The 20,815-nt window shown below is 57.2% G+C and carries 20 protein-coding genes and 1 pseudogene; 15 read left to right on the forward strand and 6 right to left on the reverse strand.

What is annotated here, in order from left to right:
• Positions 1-10 precede the first annotated feature (10 nt).
• The 5 genes from SIC19_RS14440 to SIC19_RS14460 all read right to left on the reverse strand — a co-directional run bounded on the left by SIC19_RS14440 (position 11) and on the right by SIC19_RS14460 (position 4,246).
• Positions 11-931, reverse strand: coding sequence for a DMT family transporter (locus SIC19_RS14440; RefSeq protein ID WP_127401813.1), 921 nt, complete (start codon positions 929-931; stop codon positions 11-13).
• A complete protein-coding gene (locus tag SIC19_RS14445) occupies positions 928-1,587 on the reverse strand; it encodes a LutC/YkgG family protein (RefSeq protein ID WP_127401812.1) in 660 nt (219 codons plus the stop codon). The genes SIC19_RS14440 and SIC19_RS14445 overlap by 4 nt, the downstream gene beginning before the upstream one ends.
• Positions 1,584-3,035 carry a LutB/LldF family L-lactate oxidation iron-sulfur protein gene (locus SIC19_RS14450; protein WP_127401811.1) on the reverse strand — a complete coding sequence of 484 codons (1,452 nt, stop codon included), beginning with the start codon at positions 3,033-3,035 and terminating at the stop codon, positions 1,584-1,586. The genes SIC19_RS14445 and SIC19_RS14450 overlap by 4 nt, the downstream gene beginning before the upstream one ends.
• Positions 3,032-3,808, reverse strand: coding sequence for a (Fe-S)-binding protein (locus SIC19_RS14455; RefSeq protein ID WP_041335553.1), 777 nt, complete (start codon positions 3,806-3,808; stop codon positions 3,032-3,034). The genes SIC19_RS14450 and SIC19_RS14455 overlap by 4 nt, the downstream gene beginning before the upstream one ends.
• A 168-nt stretch (positions 3,809-3,976) precedes the next feature.
• Entirely contained in the window at positions 3,977-4,246 is a 270-nt protein-coding gene (locus SIC19_RS14460) for a ComEA family DNA-binding protein (RefSeq protein WP_041335550.1), read from the reverse strand.
• 802 nt (positions 4,247-5,048) lie between these two features.
• Between SIC19_RS14460 and urtA the strand changes: the two genes are divergently transcribed.
• The 15 genes and pseudogenes from urtA to urtE (SIC19_RS14535) all read left to right on the forward strand — a co-directional run bounded on the left by urtA (position 5,049) and on the right by urtE (SIC19_RS14535) (position 17,999).
• Complete coding sequence (gene urtA / locus SIC19_RS14465) at positions 5,049-6,359, forward strand: urea ABC transporter substrate-binding protein (RefSeq protein WP_036209057.1); 1,311 nt, start codon at positions 5,049-5,051, stop codon at positions 6,357-6,359.
• Positions 6,360-6,456: 97 nt separating this feature from the next.
• Positions 6,457-8,055 carry an urea ABC transporter permease subunit UrtB gene (gene urtB / locus SIC19_RS14470; protein WP_127401810.1) on the forward strand — a complete coding sequence of 533 codons (1,599 nt, stop codon included), beginning with the start codon at positions 6,457-6,459 and terminating at the stop codon, positions 8,053-8,055.
• Positions 8,056-8,058: 3 nt separating this feature from the next.
• On the forward strand, positions 8,059-9,195 hold the full coding sequence (gene urtC, locus SIC19_RS14475; protein WP_127401809.1) for an urea ABC transporter permease subunit UrtC: 1,137 nt from the start codon (positions 8,059-8,061) through the stop codon (positions 9,193-9,195).
• The gene (gene urtD, locus SIC19_RS14480; RefSeq protein ID WP_127401808.1) at positions 9,192-10,016 is read left to right on the forward strand and encodes an urea ABC transporter ATP-binding protein UrtD; all 825 of its coding nucleotides are present in this window, start codon (positions 9,192-9,194) and stop codon (positions 10,014-10,016) included. Before urtC ends, urtD begins: the two co-directional genes overlap by 4 nt.
• A 17-nt stretch (positions 10,017-10,033) precedes the next feature.
• A complete protein-coding gene (urtE, locus tag SIC19_RS14485) occupies positions 10,034-10,732 on the forward strand; it encodes an urea ABC transporter ATP-binding subunit UrtE (protein WP_127402419.1) in 699 nt (232 codons plus the stop codon).
• A complete protein-coding gene (locus SIC19_RS14490; protein WP_127401807.1) occupies positions 10,729-11,640 on the forward strand; it encodes an urease accessory protein UreD in 912 nt (303 codons plus the stop codon). Before urtE (SIC19_RS14485) ends, SIC19_RS14490 begins: the two co-directional genes overlap by 4 nt.
• Before the next feature lie 351 nt (positions 11,641-11,991).
• The gene (gene ureA / locus SIC19_RS14495; RefSeq protein ID WP_007152777.1) at positions 11,992-12,294 is read left to right on the forward strand and encodes an urease subunit gamma; all 303 of its coding nucleotides are present in this window, start codon (positions 11,992-11,994) and stop codon (positions 12,292-12,294) included.
• Positions 12,295-12,304: 10 nt separating this feature from the next.
• Positions 12,305-12,619: an urease subunit beta gene (locus SIC19_RS14500; protein WP_075194453.1), complete on the forward strand. Its 315-nt coding sequence runs from the start codon at positions 12,305-12,307 to the stop codon at positions 12,617-12,619.
• Between the two features lie 213 nt (positions 12,620-12,832).
• Entirely contained in the window at positions 12,833-14,536 is a 1,704-nt protein-coding gene (ureC, locus tag SIC19_RS14505; RefSeq protein WP_075194499.1) for an urease subunit alpha, read from the forward strand.
• A gap of 10 nt (positions 14,537-14,546) precedes the next feature.
• Entirely contained in the window at positions 14,547-15,077 is a 531-nt protein-coding gene (gene ureE / locus SIC19_RS14510; RefSeq protein ID WP_075194454.1) for an urease accessory protein UreE, read from the forward strand.
• Entirely contained in the window at positions 15,067-15,762 is a 696-nt protein-coding gene (locus tag SIC19_RS14515; protein ID WP_178380757.1) for an urease accessory protein UreF, read from the forward strand. Before ureE ends, SIC19_RS14515 begins: the two co-directional genes overlap by 11 nt.
• A 38-nt stretch (positions 15,763-15,800) precedes the next feature.
• On the forward strand, positions 15,801-16,439 hold the full coding sequence (gene ureG / locus SIC19_RS14520) for an urease accessory protein UreG (protein ID WP_075194456.1): 639 nt from the start codon (positions 15,801-15,803) through the stop codon (positions 16,437-16,439).
• Between the two features lie 45 nt (positions 16,440-16,484).
• Positions 16,485-17,069 carry a HupE/UreJ family protein gene (locus SIC19_RS14525; RefSeq protein WP_075194457.1) on the forward strand — a complete coding sequence of 195 codons (585 nt, stop codon included), beginning with the start codon at positions 16,485-16,487 and terminating at the stop codon, positions 17,067-17,069.
• A gap of 112 nt (positions 17,070-17,181) precedes the next feature.
• A pseudogene (locus SIC19_RS14530) lies at positions 17,182-17,313 on the forward strand (ABC transporter ATP-binding protein); the annotation flags it as partial.
• Complete coding sequence (urtE, locus tag SIC19_RS14535) at positions 17,313-17,999, forward strand: urea ABC transporter ATP-binding subunit UrtE (RefSeq protein WP_075194458.1); 687 nt, start codon at positions 17,313-17,315, stop codon at positions 17,997-17,999. The pseudogene SIC19_RS14530 and the gene urtE (SIC19_RS14535), both read left to right, overlap by 1 nt.
• Positions 18,000-18,309: 310 nt before the next feature.
• On the opposite strand, the gene SIC19_RS14540 is transcribed toward urtE (SIC19_RS14535), so the two are convergent.
• Positions 18,310-20,781: a toll/interleukin-1 receptor domain-containing protein gene (locus SIC19_RS14540; RefSeq protein WP_178380753.1), complete on the reverse strand. Its 2,472-nt coding sequence runs from the start codon at positions 20,779-20,781 to the stop codon at positions 18,310-18,312.
• Positions 20,782-20,815 lie beyond the last annotated feature (34 nt).

The raw sequence follows: 20,815 nt of genomic DNA on the forward strand, positions 1-20,815 counted from the left end.
CTCGGCGGTATCAGGCAGTGTCGGGACGACTCCCGGCACTGCTGCGAGAGGCCACGATCACCGCCGCCGTCAGAATCAACGCCCCGGCAATACCGATCACCCCCAATTCCTCACCCAGAATCACCCACGCAAGCATGGCCACGAACAGCGGCTCCAGAGTCACGATAATGCTCGACAGAGTAGCCGGTGTTGTCTTCATACCGCTGAAGAAACTCACATACCCCAGGCAGGTCGGCACCACGCCGATGTAGCCCACCATCAGCCATTGTGAAATGCCCAGGCTCTGTAGCCCGTCAAAACCACCGCTCAGCGCAACGACAGGCAGCAGGATCAGCGCAGCGGTAAAAAAGCAGATGAACGCCGTGGTGAACACCGGTGTGCCGGTGGACGTGTACCGGCTGGTGAGTGTGAAGCCTGCGTAAACCAGCGCGGCCAGAACCGCCACCAGAATACCACCGAGGCGAAGATGGCCAGCACTGTCCATGTCGCTGATCACCAGCATCGCGGTGCCGGCAATAGCCGCGGCCAACGCCAGCATTGTCACCACGCCCGGTTTCTCGCCCAGCAGGGGCGCCGCCATGATGGCGACAAGCACGGGTGCCAGGCACAGGGCAATCAGCGTGGCGATACCTGCACCGGTCATGTCCACGGCCAGCAGGTAGCTGCCCTGATAGACCGCCTGGAAGAAACCCAGGGCCACAAGCGGAACCAGAGCTTTACGGGTGAACTTTGGTGGAGAGGTTGCACTGCGAGCGAGCGCGCGCTGCTCCCTCAGCATCAGCCCAAAGAAGAAGGGTAAAGCGACCGCCAGGCGCAGGAAGCCCAGTGTCACTGCCTGCAGGTCGGAGCCGGAAAACAGGAATTTTGCCACGATACCCGTGGTCGCCCAGAGCAGGGCGGCCAGGGCAATCAGTAATGCGCCTCGGATCATTCAATAACCAGTACGATGAGTTCCTTGGGACCGTGAACACCGTAAGCGAGAGTTTGCTCGATATCAGCGGTCTTCGAAGGCCCGGAGACTAACAGCGCATTGGTTGGCATGCCAGCGGCCCAGTTCTGGGATTGCATGGCATCGTGGAACGTGGTGTACAACTCACTGGCCTTCAGGATCGCAATATGAATGGGCGGCACCAGGCTCATCAGCCGGGGTTCATTCGCCGTCGGCCAAAGAATCAGTGACCCGGTTTCGGCAATGCCGCCCCGGGTAGAGGTGATGCCGGCGTCCACCTCATTGAACAGTGCTTCCTGCCAGCTTTCGATGGGCTCGTCGTACACCAGCAGTTGCGGCAGGTCCTCGCGGTTTTTGGTGGCGCTTCTCAGGGCCTGGCCGATCTCATGTTCCTTGGCAATCAGCAGGGTCTGGGCGCCGCGGCTCTGAAGGATTTCAGCCAACCGGTCAATCCAGCCGGATTCCGTGGTGCGATGCACTTCCCCGTGAACCGATTCGATGGTCCGTTCGAACATGTCCAGCCGTTCAGCGGTGCTCCAGTCCGGACGATCAAGCACTGAAAAATCGCATTCCGGGGCCGTCAGTTCACCGCCGGTGCGGTTGCGCAGGCGCTGGAGAATGGCGTCTCTGGAACTCATTGGCCACGCTCCTTCATCCGTTCGTGGAGGGTTTTGGGCGCCAGTTTTGGCGCGGTTCGGTATTGCGTCCAGGCGCCCATCTTGCCTGGTTGCAGCTTGCGGAATCGTGCGCCCAGGCTGGTGCCAAGGCGATAGAGGCCTGGTTTGGCGTGCATCCAGCTCCAGCCCTTCCAGATCATGGCTTCCACGCCACTGCGCTTGGCACCGTGGCCGCGCACCTTGGCCGGATGCAGCTTGTCACCGTCCACGGATTCCTGTCGCAGCCGCACCAGCAGGTCCGGAATCGGGATCTTAACGGGGCAGACTTCACCACATGCCCCACACAGGCTTGAGGCCGTCGGCAGATGCCGGCCTTCATCAAGGCCCACCATATGCGGCATCAGGATTTTACCAATGGGGCCGGGATAGGTGGTGCCATAAGTATGGCCGCCCACCCGCGTATACACCGGGCAGTGGTTCATGCAGGCGCCGCAACGGATGCAGCGCAGGGTGTCCAGCAGCTCGTCGTCCTGATAGATGGTGGAGCGGCCATTGTCCACCAGCACCACGTGAACCTCTTCCGGGCCGTCCATGTCGTTGGGCTTGCGGGGGCCGGAAATCATATTGAAGTAAGTGGTAATGTGCTGGCCGGTGGCGGAACGGGTCAATAACGCCAGCAGGGCGGTGACATCTTCCAGGTTGGGCACCACCTTCTCGATGCCGGTCACGGCAATGTGGCAGGGCGGTACGGTGGTGGTCATACGGCCATTGCCTTCGTTTTCCACCAGGCACAGGGTGCCGGTTTCGGCCACGGCGAAGTTAACGCCGGAAATGCCCACGTCGGCATTGCGGAACTTTTCCCGCAACTGCAGCCGGGCGTTCGCGGTCAGGTATTCCACATCGTTGGAGAGGTCGGTGCCGGTTTTGTCGTGCAGCAGTTGGGAGATCTCGCCAGTGTTCTTGTGAATTGCCGGCATGATGATGTGCGAGGGTGTTTCTTCCGCCAATTGCACAATGTACTCGCCAAGGTCCGACTCCAGCGCCTCGATGCCCTGTTCCTCAAGGTAATGGTTCAGTTCCATTTCCTCAGAGACCATGGACTTGCCTTTGATCGCCGTCTTGGCGTCCCGCGCCACGCAGATATCGCGCACGATACGGCAGGCTTCATCACCGTCGGTGGCCCAATGCACGGTAATGCCGTTCTCGGTCAGCTTCTGTTCCAGTTGCTCCAGCAAATCCGGCAGGCTGGCCAGGGCCCGCATGCGAATGTTGGCACCCAAGTCCCGAAGGGTTTCCAGGTCCCAACCTTCAAAGGCGGACTTGCGCTTGGTCATCAGACCGTCCATCGCCTTGCGAAAGTTCTGGCGAACCTGCGGGTTGTGGATGGCCGCCCGGGCGCGCGGGTGGAACTCTTTTACATCGATGTGATGGGCGGAATGGTGTGAAGAGCCGTGTGTTGTCTCGCTCATGACTGTTCACCTCCACTGCTGGTGCGTTCCCAGAGGAAACTCAGAATGTGCTGGCCGGTCACCGGCTTCTGGTTTTTCTCAGCGTACCCGGCGATGTTCATCAAACATCCGCAGTCCGTGGTGACAAACTCTTTGGCGCCGGTGTCCACCAGGGTGTCCACTTTCTCGCTGACCATGGCCCCGGAAATTTCCGGATGGCGCACCGCGAAGGTACCGCCAAAGCCGCAGCATTCCTCCGCTCGAACCTGTTCTACCAGGTTGACGTTTTTTAGCTGCCCCAGCAGCTTGGGGCCGACTTCCGCCACACCCATTTCACGGCGGGCGGAGCAGGAGGTGTGCATGGCTACGGTGGTGGGTTCACCCAGGTCATCCAGTTTGATGTGGCACACGTTCACCAGAAAGTCCGTCAGCTCCCATACCCGCCCGGCAATTTCAGCGGCCGCGACTTCATCGGAGGTGTCCTTGAACAGCGCCGGGTAATGCTTGCGCATCATGCCGCCACAGGAACCGGAGGGCACCACAATCGGCCAGTCTTCCGGAAACAGCCCGAGTTGGGCGTGGGCGACTGCGCGGGCTTCGTCGTGATAGCCGGAGGTGTAGGCAGGCTGGCCACAGCACGTCTGGTCTTCAGGGTAGATGACCTGAATGCCTTCCCGCTCCAGCAACTGGATGCCGGCCATGCCCGCGTCGGGATAGAACATGTCGACCAGGCAGGTGCCGTAGAAATAGACCTTGGAAGGTTTGGCCGGGTAAACCTTGATGGGATCAACCATAGTGCCGTCGCTCGCGATTATTATTGTCTCTCTGAGCCACAATAATAGGGCGGGGCCATGGTAGTTGCCAGGCGACTTTATGGGGAGTCTGCGTGCTCGGAAAACGGGTGGGGTGGTAGCTGGTGACTTGGGAGCGGGCAGTGGCAGCCGGCCACTGCCCGAATAGCGTTATTCGACCGTCAGGCGCTCGGCGTTCTTTTCAACCGTGCGCTCACCAATGCCCTTGACGTTGGTCAGGTCGTTGCTGGACTGGAAAGGACCGTTGGCATCGCGATAGGCCACAATCGCTTCGGCTTTGCTCTGCCCGATGCCGTTGAGACTGGCCAGGGTTTCGATGTCGGCGGTGTTGATGTTGATGGTGGCGGGTTCAGCGTGGGCGAAACCGGTGAACAGGCTGAACAGAAGGACCATCATGGCGATAAAGGGGGTGCGTTTCATGCTTGCGTTGCTCCTGAGAGTGATTTTACGTGTCTGATTATTCGTCAGGACGTAAAAGCGGCGGAGCTGGTTGAATAGAAAAGACGGTAACCGGCGGGATGGGGAAGTGCACGGACAGGAACACATTCCTTATGCTCCTGAGCCCGTGGCTGACCCCATGCCTGATCCTTCAGGCTGCGCAACATCCTGTGCGCGTCTTCCCTGTTGTTCGTCCCTGCAGCCCTGATTCCCTGGGCAACTCCCGATCCCTGGAGTTATCTTCCCTGAGCCAGCTTTCCTTGCCAGCTTCTCATCCTTGACGTTAACCATTCTACATGGGAGCCATTCTCAAGAAATCGGACATTCGCTCCCTTATCTGTGCGATATCTCTTACAGATTTGTAATCAAGCGGACAGGTGAAGGTTGAACGTATGTTCATGCATTTTCTGGATTTTCCCGTTTACAGCTCCGGTGCACGATTAAGGGTCTGGAGCACCAGAGTTGACCATTCTGTTGCCCCATTTTTTTACAATAACCGGAGGCCAGTTGGCATCAGAATAAAAACAATATTTAAAACAACAGGTTATTTTTTAAGTTCATAGAATTGCAGGTTTGTGGGTTTGGCGCATCGTAATAGTGCGTTTAGCGGAGTGGCGATTCATCGTGGTGCATTACTGCTGGTTCGAAAGCCCGGTAAGTGGTTATCAAATGTCATTTAACTAACTGAAAAATAAGGCGTGTTTTTCATTCTGGAACAGCTGATGCAGAGGTGTTGGTGCATTTTGGGGCAATAACACCAATCAATCCGAAAAGGATGCACAACATGACGATTAGAAAACACGTGAAACTGGGCCTGTCAGCACTGGCTCTCTCAATGTCTCTTAACGCAGCGGCCGCCGAAGATCCCATCAAGGTCGGCATCCTCCATTCCCTCTCCGGCACCATGGCCATCAGTGAAACCGTGCTGAAAGACACCGTCGAAATGCTCATCGCCAAGCAGAACGCCGAAGGTGGGGTTCTGGGCCGTGAACTGGAAGCGGTTGTGGTTGACCCTGCCTCCAACTGGCCGCTGTTTGCCGAAAAGGCCCGTGAACTGCTGGCCCAGGAAAAAGTGGACGTGATTTTCGGCAACTGGACGTCTGTTTCCCGTAAATCCGTACTGCCGGTGGTTGAAGAACTCAACGGCTTGCTGTTCTACCCGGTTCAGTACGAAGGTGAAGAATCTTCCGAGAACGTTTTCTATACCGGTGCCGCTCCCAACCAGCAGGCCATTCCTGCGGTGGACTACCTGATGAACAACATCGGAGTTGAACGCTGGGTGCTGGCCGGTACCGACTACGTGTACCCGCGCACCACCAACAAAATCCTTGAGACCTACCTGATGGACCAGGGCGTGGCCAAGGAAGACATCATGATCAACTACACGCCTTTCGGTCACTCCGACTGGCAGAATATCGTGTCTGACATCAAGCGTTTCGGCTCCGCCGGTAAGAAGACCGCCGTGGTCTCCACCATCAACGGCGACGCCAACGTGCCGTTCTACCGTGAACTGGGTAACCAGGGCATCTCCGCTTCCGACATTCCGGTGGTGGCGTTTTCCGTGGGTGAGCAGGAGCTTTCCGGTATCGACACCGGCCCGCTGGTTGGCCACCTGGCGGCCTGGAATTACTTCATGAGCGTGGACAGCGATGCCAACTACGACTTCATCGACCAGTGGATCGAGCACACCGGCAACGAAGAAGCCGTCACCAACGACCCGATGGAAGCTCATTACATCGGCTTCAACATGTACATCGAAGCGGTGAAGAAAGCCGGCACCACCGACGTGGATGCGGTCAAAGACGCCATCGTCGGCGTGAGCGTACCGAACCTCACCGGCGGCTACGCCACCATGATGCCCAACCACCACATCACCAAGCCGGTACTGATCGGTGAAATCCAGGACAACGGCCAGTTCTCCGTGGTCTGGGAAACCCCGTCTACCGTGGCTGGCGATGCCTGGTCTGACTTCCTGCCGGGTTCCCGTGACCTGATCGCCGACTGGCGCAAGCCGATGTTCTGCGGAAGTTTCAACACTGCAACCGGCAAGTGCGGCGCCTCCGCTGGAGAAATGGCGGCTGAAGAAGCCGAATAAGGCATAGCAGCCAACAGCGCAATACAGACAACCGGGAGCGGCGATGCTGCCCCGGTTGTCGCCCCCGCAACTCGCTTTCAACCGACAGGACACCATCATGAGCATCCTTCGATCGCTCACATTGCTGTTTATCGCCCTGGTTTCCGTGCTCTCGCTTCCGGCCTCCGCCCAGGAAGACGACCCCGGAACGGCCTTGCTGAATAACCTTGCAGAAGCGCCCGCCAGCCGCATTGAAGAGGCCATCAATGCCATCGTCAGCAGCGGTGATGAAAGAGCCAGGGGCTGGCTCGAAGCTTATGGCAACAACCGCCTGAGCCGGATAGACGACACCGGCCAGGTCGTGATCGTACTGAACAACCGGGGCCGGGACTGGGAAATCGCCAACCCGCTGACCGGAGAGAACATGGGCGAAATGTCCCGCCGCGAGCTGGACCGAATCGCCATCAATAACCGGATACGGGGCCAGCTTGAGGGTATTCTCGCCATGCTGGACCTGAACGCCGCAGACCCTGACGTGCGTGAAGCCTCCGCACAGGACATGATGGGCAAAGTGGACGCTTCCCTGGTCAAGCCGCTGCAAGCGCAGCTGGAACGGGAAGAGAACGCCTCGGTGCGCAGTCGCATTGAAGAGGCACTGGCCATTTACAGAGTGGGTGAGGGTAATCTTGAGGCCGTGGACGTACTGGCCGGCAGTCTTCACCCCCGAGCCCGAGCTGCCCTGAACGAAGCCGTGCGCAGCGACAACCCGGCCCTGGCCGACAAGGCCGAGCAGGCCCTGGCTTCCATCGAACAGAAACTGAAACTCAACCGCGCCGCCGAAACGCTCTATTTTGGCCTCAGCCTGGGTTCCGTGCTGGTCCTGGCCGCCATCGGCCTGGCCATCACCTTCGGCGTGATGGGCGTCATCAACATGGCTCACGGCGAGCTGATCATGCTGGGTGCCTACACCACCTGGGGCATGCAGCAACTGTTGCCGGGCCAGCCGGGCTTGGCATTGATTCTCTCGATTCCCGCCGGCTTCCTGGTGGCGGCCACCGCCGGCATCATCATCGAGCGCAGCGTAATCCAGTTCCTCAAGGGCCGCCCGCTGGAAACCCTGCTGGCCACCTTTGGTATCAGCCTCATCCTGCAGCAACTGGTGCGTACCGTGATCTCGCCCCAGAACCGCACCGTGGTCACACCGGACTGGATGAGCGGCTCGCTGGTGATCAACGACGCGCTCTCCCTCACTCTTAATCGCCTGTACGTACTGGCGTTCGCACTGATCGTCTTCGCCGCGCTGATGATGATCATGCGCAAAACCCGCCTCGGCCTGGAAGTGCGCGCCGTCACCCAGAATCGCGCCATGGCACGCTCCATGGGCATTCGCGCCACCCGCGTGGACATTATGACCTTTGCCCTGGGCTCCGGTGTTGCCGGCCTGGCCGGTGTGGCGCTTTCCCAGCTCACCAACGTGGGCCCCAACCTGGGCCAGAACTACATCATCGACTCGTTCATGGTGGTGGTGTTCGGTGGCGTGGGCAACCTGTGGGGCACGCTCATCGCCGGGCTGTCGCTGGGCACCATCAACCAGCTTCTGGAACCCTGGGCTGGTGCTGTGCTCGCGAAGATCATTGTGCTGGTCTTCATCATCCTGTTCATTCAAAAACGGCCGAAGGGGCTCTTCCCCCAGAAAGGCCGGGCTGCGGAGGGTTAAGGTATGTGGTTGACTCGACCCTTGCGTGAGCGATCCACGCAGATTTTCCTGGGCGTTCTGTTTGCAGCCCTGGCCATCGTGACTTTCCTTCACGTGGCCATGCCGGAAGACAGCGCCCTGTATGTCAGCGCCTACACGGTGACATTGCTGGGCAAATACCTGTGTTACGCCTTGCTCGCGGTGGCTGTGGATCTGGTGTGGGGGTACCTCGGTATCCTCAGCTTGGGCCATGGCGCCTTCTTTGCCATCGGCGGCTACGCCATGGGCATGTACCTGATGCGGCAGATCGGCGATCGCGGCACCTACGGCGACCCCATCCTGCCGGACTTCATGGTGTTCCTGAACTGGCAGGAACTGCCCTGGTACTGGCTCGGGTTCGACATGGCCTGGTTCGCCTTCATCATGGTGCTGCTGGCCCCGGGCCTGCTGGCGCTGGTGTTCGGCTTCCTCGCCTTCCGTTCGCGGGTCACCGGCGTGTACCTGTCCATCATCACCCAGGCGCTCACCTTCGCGCTGATGCTGGCGTTCTTCCGCAACGAGATGGGCTTCGGCGGCAACAATGGCCTGACCGACTTCCGCGACATCCTCGGCTTCAACCTGCGCACCGACGCCACCCGTTTGGGGCTGTTCATCGCCACCGGCATCGCCTTGGCCATTGGCTATGTGATCTGCCGCGGCATCGTTACCAGCAAGCTGGGCCGGGTCAGCATCGCCTGCCGCGATGCCGAAGCCCGCGCCCGATTTCTGGGCTACCGGGTGGACCGGGTGCAGCTGTTCGTGTTCGTGGTCTCCTCCATGCTGGCGGGTGTGGCGGGCGCCTTGTACGTGCCTCAAGTGGGCATCATCAACCCCAGCGAATTCTCCCCCCTGTTCTCCATTGAAGTGGTGGTCTGGGTCGCGCTCGGCGGCCGCGCAACCCTCTATGGCGCAGTGATTGGCGCGGTACTGGTGAACTACGCCAAAACCGTGTTCACCGGCGTGATGCCGGATGCCTGGCTGTTCGCCCTGGGTGGCCTGTTCGTGCTGGTCACCGTGTTCCTGCCCAAAGGCATCGCCGGCCTTCTGGCCAGCCGCCGCAAGGGAAAACAGGATGAACAGGACACCCCAACCGCCCCATCCACCACGGAGGCGACCGCATGAGCATTATCGAGGAGCTTTCCAACCGCGACCGGGTGTTCGAATTCCTGACCCCGGCGGTTTCCCCCGTGGACACCCGCCACGGGCCCATCCTCTACATGGAAGACGTCAACGTGAGCTTCGATGGCTTCCGGGCCATCAACAACCTCAACATGACCATCGACGACGGCGAGCTGCGTTGCATCATCGGGCCGAACGGCGCGGGCAAAACCACCATGATGGACATCATCACCGGTAAAACCGCCCCGGACACCGGTTCGGTCTGGTTCGGCAGCCGTCACAACCTGCTGACCATGAACGAGCCGGAAATCGCCACCCTCGGCATCGGCCGCAAGTTCCAGAAGCCCACCGTGTTCGAAGCCTTAACGGTGTTCGAAAACCTCGAACTGGCCATGGCCACCGACAAGCGGGTGATTCCCACCCTGCGGGCCGCCATGAAAGCGGAGTTTCGCGAACGCATCGGCGAAGTGCTGGAAACCATCGGTTTGCAGGAACTGCGAAACCAGCTGGCGGGCATCCTCTCCCACGGCCAGAAGCAGTGGCTGGAAATCGGCATGTTGCTGATGCAGAAGCCGCGCTTGCTGCTGGTGGACGAACCCGTGGCCGGCATGACCGAACAGGAAATGGAACGCACCGCCGAACTGCTCACCAGCCTCGCCGGCAAGCAGTCGGTTGTGGTGGTGGAGCACGACATGGGCTTCGTGCGCTCCATCGCCCGCAAGGTCACCGTATTGCACCAGGGCAGCGTGCTGGCGGAAGGCAGCATGGACCAGGTCTCCAACGACCCGGAAGTGATCAAGGTGTATCTCGGGGAGGAAGCCTGATGCCAACTGAAAGCCAAATGCTAAAGATCGAAAAACTGAACCAGTTCTACGGCGAAAGCCACACCCTGTGGGAGCTGGAGCTGGACGTGCCCAAAGGCCAGTGCACCTGCGTGATGGGCCGCAACGGCGTGGGCAAAACCACCCTGATGAAATGCGTGATGGGGGAGGAAACCACCAGCAGCGGCAGCATCCAGTTTGATGGCGGCACCGAACTGACCAAACAGAAACTGGAAGAGCGCTCCCGCCTGGGCATCGGCTACGTGCCCCAGGGACGGCAGATATTCCCGCTGCTGACCGTGGAAGAAAACCTGCGCACCGGCCTGGCCGTGCGCAAGGACGGCAGCAAGAAAATCCCCGAGCGCATCTACGAGCTGTTTCCCGTGCTCAAGGAAATGAAAAACCGCCGTGGCGGCGACCTCTCTGGCGGCCAGCAACAACAGCTCGCCATCGGCCGCGCCCTGGTGATCGAGCCTCAGCTGCTGATCCTCGACGAACCCGGCGAAGGCATCCAGCCCAACATCGTCGCCCAGATCGGCGAAGTCATCCGCCGGTTGATCAAGGAAGACGGCCTGACGGTGTTGCTGGTGGAGCAGAAACTGCCCTTCGCCCGCAAATACGCCGACCGCTTCGCCATCATGGACCGGGGGCGCCGCGTGGCCGAGGGAGGCATTGCCGAGCTGTCTGATGAACTCATCAAGAAGCACCTGACGGTATGACCGCCTACGAATCGATCGCCCTCAACGCCGCCGACGCGGCCCACGACTCCGGCCACCGCTTCGACGCGGACCGGCGCTGGGCCGCCACCCTGGACCTGGCCTTCGAAACCAGGCAGGAGCAGGGCGCGCAGGTCACCCGCATGACCCGCACCCGGTTCAAGGGCCCGTTGCGCGTGCAGCGGCCGTTCTACCCGGAAGGCAAAACCGGCTGCTGCCACGTGTACCTGCTGCACCCGCCCGGCGGCCTGGTTAGCGGCGATGCCCTGAATATCAATGTGTCCGTCGGCATTGGCGCGCACACCCTGGTGACCACCCCGGCGGCGGCAAAACTCTACAAAGCCGACCGCAACGGCGTCGCCTGGGCGCAGCACACACATCTGAACGTCGCCAACGGCGGCGTTCTCGAATACCTGCCCCAGGAAACCCTCGGCTTCAACGGCTCCCGGGGCGAGCAGACCACTACCATCGACCTGGAAACCGGCGCCAAATGCCTGGGCTGGGAAATCCTCGCCCTGGGTCGCCCGGTCAGCAACCTGCCATTCGTCACCGGCCACATGGAGCAACGCTTCAGCCTGAACATGGACGGCAAACCGCTGTGGCTGGAGCGCCAACTGTTAGACCCCACACACGCCCGTTTCAACGGCAAATGGGGGCAGGGCGGCGCCACCGTTCAGGCGACCTTGTGGGTGGTTGGTTTGGAAGACGAAGCCGGCGCCATCGAAGCCATCCGTGAACAACTGCCGGCTTCAGCCCACTGGGCCATCACACGCCGGCGTGGCGTTGTGTTGTTGCGGTACCTGGGTAATGAAAGAAACGAAGCCTGGGATGTTTGCCAGCGGGCCTGGGAGGTACTTCGGCCTCTGTTGGCCGGCCAGTCCGCGGTTGTTCCGCGGATCTGGTTGACTTGATGGTTGGTGCGGGAACAGGGCGGGGCGAACCGTCCGGGGCACGCTGTGAATACGTCCATGTACGCTTGACGAAAACATCCATGTTTTCGACATCCCCGGACGGTTCGCCCCGCCCTGTTAAGCGGAAAAATGAGTTAGCGCACTAGCTCGATAGGGTCAGAAACAACTATTTGGAACAACGGAAGTTAATCCAACAGGCAACTCAGAATTCAGACAAGGCAGGAGGGAAGGGGTGCACGGGATCGTAAAAAACATGGATGTTTTTTCCGAGCGTACAGGGACGTATTCACCGCGTATCCCGTGCACCCCTTCCCTCCTGCCGACAAACTCCAGAACCCGAGGAGAACAAAAATGGAATTAACCCCAAGAGACAAAGACAAACTGCTCCTCTTCACAGCAGCACTGTTAGCAGAGCGCCGCAAGGCCAAAGGCCTGAAGCTGAATTACCCAGAAGCCGTCGCCCTCATCAGCGCCGAAATCATGGAAGGCGCCCGCGAAGGCCGCACCGTGGCTGAAATGATGACCGCCGGCACCGAAATCCTCACCCGCGACGACGTCATGGAAGGCGTGGCCGACATGGTTGACGAAGTCCAGGTAGAAGCCACCTTCCCGGACGGCACCAAACTCGTCACCGTCCACAACCCCATAGTTTGAGGAGGCTGCCATGATCCCCGGCGAATACCAGCTTAAAGACGGCGACATCGAACTCTGCGAAGGCCGCCAGCGCATCACCATCGAAGTCGGCAACACCGGCGACCGCCCCATTCAGATTGGCTCCCACTACCACTTCGCCGAAACCAATCCCGCTCTCGATTTTGATCGGGCCAAGGCAAAGGGCTACCGCCTGGACGTCGCCGCCGGCACCGCCATCCGCTTCGAACCCGGCCAAACGAGAGAAGTGACCCTTATCCCGTTCGCCGGAAAACGCGAAATCTACGGTTTCCGCCAAGAAGTCATGGGAAAACTCGACAAGAACTGAGGACAACAGGAGCAAGGGGTTAAAGAAGGCTCGAATGAACTCTGAGGGTCGGGCGGATAGGGCTTTCCAGGAATGTGCGGAGCCATGGATGGCGGAGCCCAAGCGCACATGGATGTGCTTGTAGCGTTTCCTGGAAAGCCCTATCCGACCGGCCCAGGCACCGAAGTTTTAGGCCTCAGTAACCCAGGCACCCAAGCAAAAACGAGGGACAGCATGAAGATAACAAGACAAGCCTACGCCGACATGTACGGCCCCACAGTGGGTGACCGAGTCCGCCTGGGCAACACCGAACTGTGGATCCAGGTTGAAAGCGACGCCACCCACTACGGCGACGAAGTAAAATTCGGTGGCGGCAAAGTCATCCGCGATGGCATGGGCCAGAGCCAGCGGGCTGATGACACCGTCATGGACACCGTCATCACCAACGCCTTAATTCTCGATTGGTGGGGCATCGTCAAAGCCGACGTCGGCCTGCAAAACGGCAGAATCGCCGCCATCGGCAAAGCCGGCAACCCCGACACCCAGCCGGACGTCACCATCGTCATCGGCCCCGGCACCGAAATCATCGCCGGTGAAGGCAAAATTCTCACGGCTGGCGGCATCGACGCCCACATCCACTTCATCTGCCCCCAGCAGATCGAAGAAGCCCTCATGAGTGGCATCACCACCATGCTTGGCGGCGGCACCGGCCCAGCGACTGGCAGCAATGCCACCACCTGCACCCCCGGCCCCTGGCACATCGGCAAAATGCTCCAGGCCGTCGACGACATGCCCATGAACATCGGCTTCCTCGGCAAAGGCAACGCCAGCCTGCCAGAGTCCCTCGAACTGCAGATCAAAGCCGGCGCCATGGGCCTCAAACTCCATGAAGACTGGGGCACCACACCGGCCAGCATCGACAACTGCCTCACCGTGGCTGACAAGTTCGACGTACAGATCGCCATCCACACCGACACCCTGAACGAATCCGGGTTTGTGGAAGACACCCTCGCCGCCTTCAAAGGCCGGTGCATCCACACCTACCACACCGAAGGCGCCGGCGGCGGCCATGCCCCCGACATTATCACCGCCTGCTCCAAGGACTACGTACTGCCGTCCTCCACCAATCCCACACGGCCGTACACCGTCAACACCATCGACGAACACCTCGACATGCTGATGGTCTGCCACCACCTGGACCCCAACATCCCGGAAGACGTGGCCTTCGCCGATTCCCGCATTCGCCGCGAGACGATTGCAGCGGAAGACATCCTCCAGGACATGGGCGTGATCTCCATGATCGCCTCCGACTCCCAGGCCATGGGCCGGGTGGGGGAAGTGGTGTGCCGCACCTGGCAGACCGCCCACAAGATGAAAGTGCAGCGCGGCCTGCTGCCGGACGACGAACAACTGGGCGCCGACAACCTGCGCGCCAAACGCTACATCGCCAAATACACCATCAACCCCGCTATCACCCACGGCATCGCGCACGAAGTGGGTTCCGTGGAAGTGGGCAAGCTGGCGGACCTGGTGCTGTGGGACCCGGCCTTCTTTGGCGTAAAGCCTGCGCTCATTGTGAAAGGTGGGATGATTGCCGCGGCCCCCATGGGCGATCCCAACGCCTCCATTCCCACGCCCCAGCCCGTGCACTACCGCATGATGTTCGGGGCGCTGGGTCGGGCCGCCAGTGCCACCCGCCTGAGCTTTGTCAGCCAGGCCGCGCTGGATGCGGGCATTGGCAAGGAACTGGGGCTGAACAGCACCCTCGCGGCCTGTAAAAACGTACGCAGCGTTCGTAAGGGCGACCTCAAACTCAACGACGCCTGCCCACACCTGACCGTGGACCCACAAACCTACGAAGTGCACGCCGATGGCGAACTGCTCACCTGCGAGCCCGCCACCGAACTGCCACTGGCGCAGCTATATCATCTTTTTTAAGGAGCCCGACATGCTTGAGCTGACACAGAGAGTCGGCCCAGTGGAAACCAGCGAAATCCACGACCACCTCACGCTGCCCTTTGAGCTGCGCATGCGCGGCCGCCTGCGCGCCAGAACCGACACCGGTTACGATGTTGGCCTGTTCCTCGACCGCGGCCCCGTGCTGCGAGAGGGCGAATTCCTGCAGGCCCAAAGCGGCGAAATCATCCGCATCCGCGCTGCGGACGAACCCGTCGTCACCGCCCGCATCGAACCCGGCCTGCCGTTGGCACGGTTGTGCTACCACCTGGGTAACCGACATGTGTCGCTGTCCATCGGCAGCGAAGACACCGCAACAGATGGAAAGACCGGATGGGTACGCTTCCCGCCGGACCACGTACTGGAAGAACTGGCCGAACGCCTGGGCGCCACCCTGGTACACCACCAGGCTCCCTTTGATCCGGAGCCCGGCGCATACGCCCAAGCAGGGCATGCTCACGGCCATGGCCATTCACACGATCACAGCCACGGGCACGACCATGACCACCCTCATGCTCACTGACAGCAGCCAGACCGCCGTAGGCGACCTGTCCCTGCTGGGCTTGATGCAACTGGTCAGCCCCGCACTGCCCATCGGGGCCTTCGCCTGGTCCCAGGGCCTGGAAAGCGCCTTCGAACTGGGCTGGGTGAACAATGAAGACCAATTGGGCGACTGGTTGGAAGGCGTACTGGAAGACGGCCTCACCCGCTGCGAGTTGCCCCTGCTCGTGCGCCTGCAAACCGCCTGGGCCAACAGCGACAGCGCCGAATTGGTCCACTGGAACCAATGGCTGCACGCCACCCGCGAGACCGCTGAATTGAGCGACGAAGACGCCCGCCTGGGCTCTGCGCTCATTCGCCTGCTGGGCAGCCTGGAACTGATGCCGGCCGAAGGCCGAATGCCGGAAGACCCCGGCTACGTCACTGTCTTCGCCTGGGCCGCCCACATGCGCCACGTACCCGTGCGCCAAACCCTGCTCGGCTTCGCCTGGGCCTGGCTGGAAAACCAACTCGCCGTCGCCTGCAAAGCCATGCCCCTGGGCCACACCGCCGCCCAGCGGCTGACCGAACGGCTGCGCCCCAAACTGGTACACGCCGTCGACCAGGCGCTGACGCGGGAAGACAACGAACTCGGCCCGGTACTGCCCGGCCTCGCGCTCGCGAGCGCACACCACGAAACCCAGTATTCACGGCTTTTCAGAAGCTGAACAAAAACGATCTTGATTAGAGAAACGGAGAACACGCCATGAAACATTGTCTGAGAGTAGGAGTCGGCGGCCCGGTTGGCTCAGGTAAAACCGCCTTGCTGCGTCAACTTTGCAAAGCCCTAAAAGATCACTACGACATCGCCGTCGTCACCAACGACATCTACACAAGGGAAGACGCGGACTTCCTCCTGAAACACGATGCCCTCCCAGCCGACCGCATCCTGGGCGTAGAAACCGGCGGCTGCCCCCACACCGCCATCCGCGAGGATGCCAGCATGAACCTGGCCGCCATCGACGACCTGCAAAGCCGCCACCCCAATCTGGAACTGGTACTGGTCGAATCCGGCGGCGACAACCTCTCCGCCACCTTCAGCCCGGAACTGAGCGACTTGACCCTGTACGTGATCGACGTGTCCGCCGGCGACAAAATCCCCAGAAAAGGCGGCCCCGGCATCACCAAATCCGACCTGCTGATTATCAACAAAATCGACATCGCCGAACAGGTACACGCCTCCCTGGATGTGATGAACCGGGACTCAAAGAAAATGCGCGGCGAGCGCCCGTTTGTGTTCACCAACCTGTACGACGGAGTAGGGCTGGAAACCATCATCAGCTTCATCCTCGAGCGCGGCATGCTGCCGGAACGGCGCCCCAACAAAGTGGCCGAAACCGCCTGACACCGAACCACAAACACCGAATTCAGCAACACAAGGAAGAACACCATGAACCAGACGACCAAACTCCTAGTGGCCGCCGGCCTGCTACTCACCGCCACCACCGCAGCGGCCCACACCGGCCATGGCGCCCACGCAGAAAGCGGCTTCCTCAGCGGCCTGCTGCACCCGATGCTGGGCCTGGACCACCTGCTGGCCATGGCTGCTATCGGGTTCTGGAGCGTGCGCCAGAGCAACACCATGAAGCAGATTACGCCGCTGTTTGTGATTGGCGGGATGGTGCTGGGTGCGGGGATTGCCTGGGCTGGGATGAGCCTGCCGAGTGTTGAAACCGGTATTACCTTCTCCGTACTGGTGGCCGGCATTCTCATCGCCACCCTGGCCAAATTGCCCACTGCTGTTGGCGGCACGCTCGTCGGCGTTTTCATGCTGTTCCACGGCTTTGCCCACGGTACAGAAATGCCTGCAGGCGCCACGCTCGCGGCTTACCTGGCCGGTTTCTCCATGGCTACTCTCGCCATAACCCTGGTTGGACGTGGGCTGGGTAGCCTGTTGCTGAGGGCTGACAGCCGGTTTAGCCGTGGTATTGGTGGTGTGTTGGCGGTTGCTGGGGCATATCTGGCGGCTGCCTGATAGCCGATTACAGAAGTAAGCGAAACTAGAAGCCGTTCGGGATCCCGTGCGGCTTTTTTCTCAGTAAACAATCTGGTCTGCAAATAGTCCGTCATGGTGGCCGAGCAATTACATCGGCTTCGTGCGCTCCATTACCCGCCAGGTGACCGTACTGCACCAGTGCAGCGTGCTGGCCGAAGGTTCCATGGACCAGGTCTCCAACGACCCGGAAGTGATCAAGGTTTACCTCGGGGAGGAGGCGTAATGCTCAAGATCCAGAAGCTCAACCAATACTACGGAGAAAGCCACACCCTCTGGGATCTGGACCTGGACGTACCCCAGGGCCAGTGCGGCCGCAACGGCGTGGGTAAAACCACCCTGATGAAATGCATCATGGGCGAGGAAACCACTACAAGCGGAAGCATCGAGTTTGCGCAGGATGTGGAGCTCACCAAAAAGAAAACCGAAGACCGCTCAAGACTGGGTATCGGCTACGTGCCCCAGGGAAGACAGATCTTCCCGCTGCTGACCGTGGAGGAAAACCTGCGTACCGGCCTGGCCGTGCGTAAGGATGGCAGCAAGAAGATTCCCGAGCGGGTGTATGAGCTGTTCCCGGTGCTGAAGGAAATGAAACACCGCAGAGGCGGTGACCTTTCTGGTGGGCAGCAACAGCAGCTGGCCATTGGCCGGGCGCTGGTGATTGAGCCCAGGCTGCTGATTCTGGATGAGCCGGGGGAGGGGATTCAGCCGAATATTGTGGCGCAGATTGGGGAGGTTATTCGCCGCCTCATCAAAGAAGACGGGCTGACGGTGTTGCTGGTTGAGCAGAAGTTGCCGTTTGCGCGGAAGTATGCGGATCGGTTTGCGATTTTGGATCGGGGGAGGCGGGTTGCTGAGGGGGGGATTGTTGAGTTGTCGGATTGGTTGATCAAGAAGCATTTGACAGTTTAGAAGCTGTGAACCTGACCCCCGCATTCGGTTTCTGGTGTGCAGAACGTGAGCGTTACTAAAGATACTAACCTCGTCAACACTTCGAACTCCCGAGTAATAGAGCATGATCAAAGCTTACAACCACTCATAAACTCTATCAATATCCCCGGAAGGGAAGTCCAAGGCTGTGGTGAGTTGAGAAAACCGGGAATTATTTTCTGGGTGAGAGAGCAAACGTTCACTACTTGGGAGTTGGGTGTCGACCCTCTCGAGACTCACCCTTTCAGGGGGTAGAAATGCCCAAATGGAAGACGTTTTGAGAGCCTTTTTGTTAGGTCGATATTCTACCTTTGAACTTGGGCTTGTAATCGATCTTCAACGTGCTACATACAGACTGATAAACTGAGCTTTCTATCTCATGTGTGTTAATAAACTGCTGAGTTCGAATAGAAATAATTCTGTGCAAAAAAGAGTGCTCCTTTCCCTGGTACTCTCTAACTAGTCCTTCGAGTTGTTCTTTGTTTCTTTTGGTAAAATTTTCAGAGGTGTCGAGAGAGAAGAAGTAATAAATTATTTTGTAAGCAGGTGTATTTTTTAGTAATGAAAGTTCTTTTATTACGGGGCTGATTTCTGGCTTGTTTATGGAAGAAACCACCCTTTCTATGTTCGACATTATCCATAAGAAAACGTGAAAAATTACTGCTTTTCTAATATCGTCCTCCTTGATCTTTAAATCAATTTTATCATTATCTGATCCACTGATTCGAAGTCTCTCATGAATATAGTTGATAAGCTCATTTATTTCGTTTTTACTCGTAACTAATAATCTTGATAGCCTGAGGCCGGCATCACAGATTGTCTCTGCTATTTCAGCTATCTTTTTTCTCTCTAGGTTTCCAACATTATTTCTTAAGACTTGGCTCAAAACTTCTATATTTTTGTTGCAGTGATATATATCATTTAGGATTTTATTGTCTCTTTCAGAGTCATCTATATTTTCAATTTCTGATAGTTCTTCATCTTTTTGTTCAACCAAGTCTCGTCGCGCTCGTTCGGATTCTCTATCTTCTTTTACACCATTGGATTCAAGTTTCTCAGGAATTGCGGTCAGCAACTCATAGAATATCTCAGTCTCATCGGTATCCAGCGTGGCCGGTGCTAGTTGATCGATCGCACAGGCGGTGTGAGTGAGGATTTCATCGATTATTTTTAAGTCATGTGCGTGATGTATCGTAAAAATAAGTGTTGTTGAATTATTCTTTTTATGGCTGTTCTCGATTAGTTCGCTCACAATATCTTCAATTTTGTTTTCGTTATAGTGTTTTGATAAGTAACCGCCGAGAAAATAATAATAGCTGTAGCTTAGGTTAAAACAAATGTTTCCATTTGTTTCAGTCTTTAGTATTCCATATCTGCCTTTAAGTCTGTTTATAAGTGACTTGTTTATTATATATTTTTCATTATAGCGATCATCAAATGACTTCAGTTGTTCATTTGTAAGGTAAAGCTCTTTGGGGTTTTTTGTAAAAATTTCGAAAGCTAGATTTCTTGAATAATTAAAGCATGCAGATATGGATTCGTCTTTTGGTTCAACCCCAGATTTCACAAGGTGTGCCACTATCAGAGCATAGTAACAATGCCCATACGCTGTAATTTCAATATTTTGAGGCATGAATGCCTCATATGTTTGAAGTATAGACAGAATAAAAAACGGATATCTTGGAAGTATTTTGTTATGTATTATGATTGAGTTGATGTTGTTTTCGATTTGGTCTATTTTTCCGTGGTGGCCCTCAAGGTTGTTTTCTTTTTTGCTTTCTTGAAGCCAGTTTTTGATGAGTGATTCTTGTTTTACATGAGTGAAGGGTAGTATTGATACAGGCGTGTAATGTGCTAGCCTTATTTCGTCAGAAAAGTATGAATTGTAGTCATCATCTGATGTGGAGAGTATGATTTTATCAAAATGTTTCTCTGCGAACGAAATGTGGTCTAAGCAGTTCTTTTCGTGAGAGAGGTTATCAAAAATTATAGTTTTCTCTTTTTGTTTTAACCAACATTGAAAATCTCCGTGATATTGGCTTTCATAAAGTTCTTGTAAATTTGAGAGTGATGGCTTCTTGTGCGCAAAGGCGTTTAGGTTAACAAATAAAGCAGGTTTTTTGTCATTAATGGTTTCCAGAAATAGGTGGCTGCATAATTTTGTTTTCCCGCTTTGAGTATCCCCGTGAATTATCAATTTTTTATATTTTCGTAGGTCCGACGAATTTTTTATATTTACTTGCTTTTCATCCTTTTCTGAAATTTTGCTCAGGTTAGGAAATACAAAGATCTTTGAGAAGTCCAGGTCTTGATTGGATTGGGAGCAAAATTCTAAAGACTTTAGTTCCTTTAAAAAATCTTCCTTTACTTCAAAATTTTTTTTTAGGTCCATGATTACATTTTTGAAGTCATTGTAAACGTATGTCCACGCTTCATCTTCGTCTTGCCAGGTATTGATAGCTTTTCCATCTCGGGGAGTTGCTAGATACGGTGCAATGCTATCATGGTCTTGCCATGGGCACTCACGAACAATTACAGAGATTAACTTCTTTCCATTTTGTTCTGCCAACTCTTTTGCTAGGGAAAGTTCTTTTTGGCATGCATTTGAAGATAAGAAATCAACACTTATAAGGAATGCTACGATGTCTGAGGACCGAATTTCATCTTCGATGATCCTTTCGATATGCTGACCAGCTAAAATTTTACGATCATACCAGTGCTCAACTAATCCTTGGGTTTGCAGCAATTTTAAAAATTTCTCCATTTGATCTCGATATTTCTCATCTTGATGTGAGTAG

The organism is Marinobacter sp. MIT930201 (assembly GCF_047122665.1).
Classification (GTDB): Bacteria; Pseudomonadota; Gammaproteobacteria; order Pseudomonadales; family Oleiphilaceae; genus Marinobacter; species Marinobacter salarius.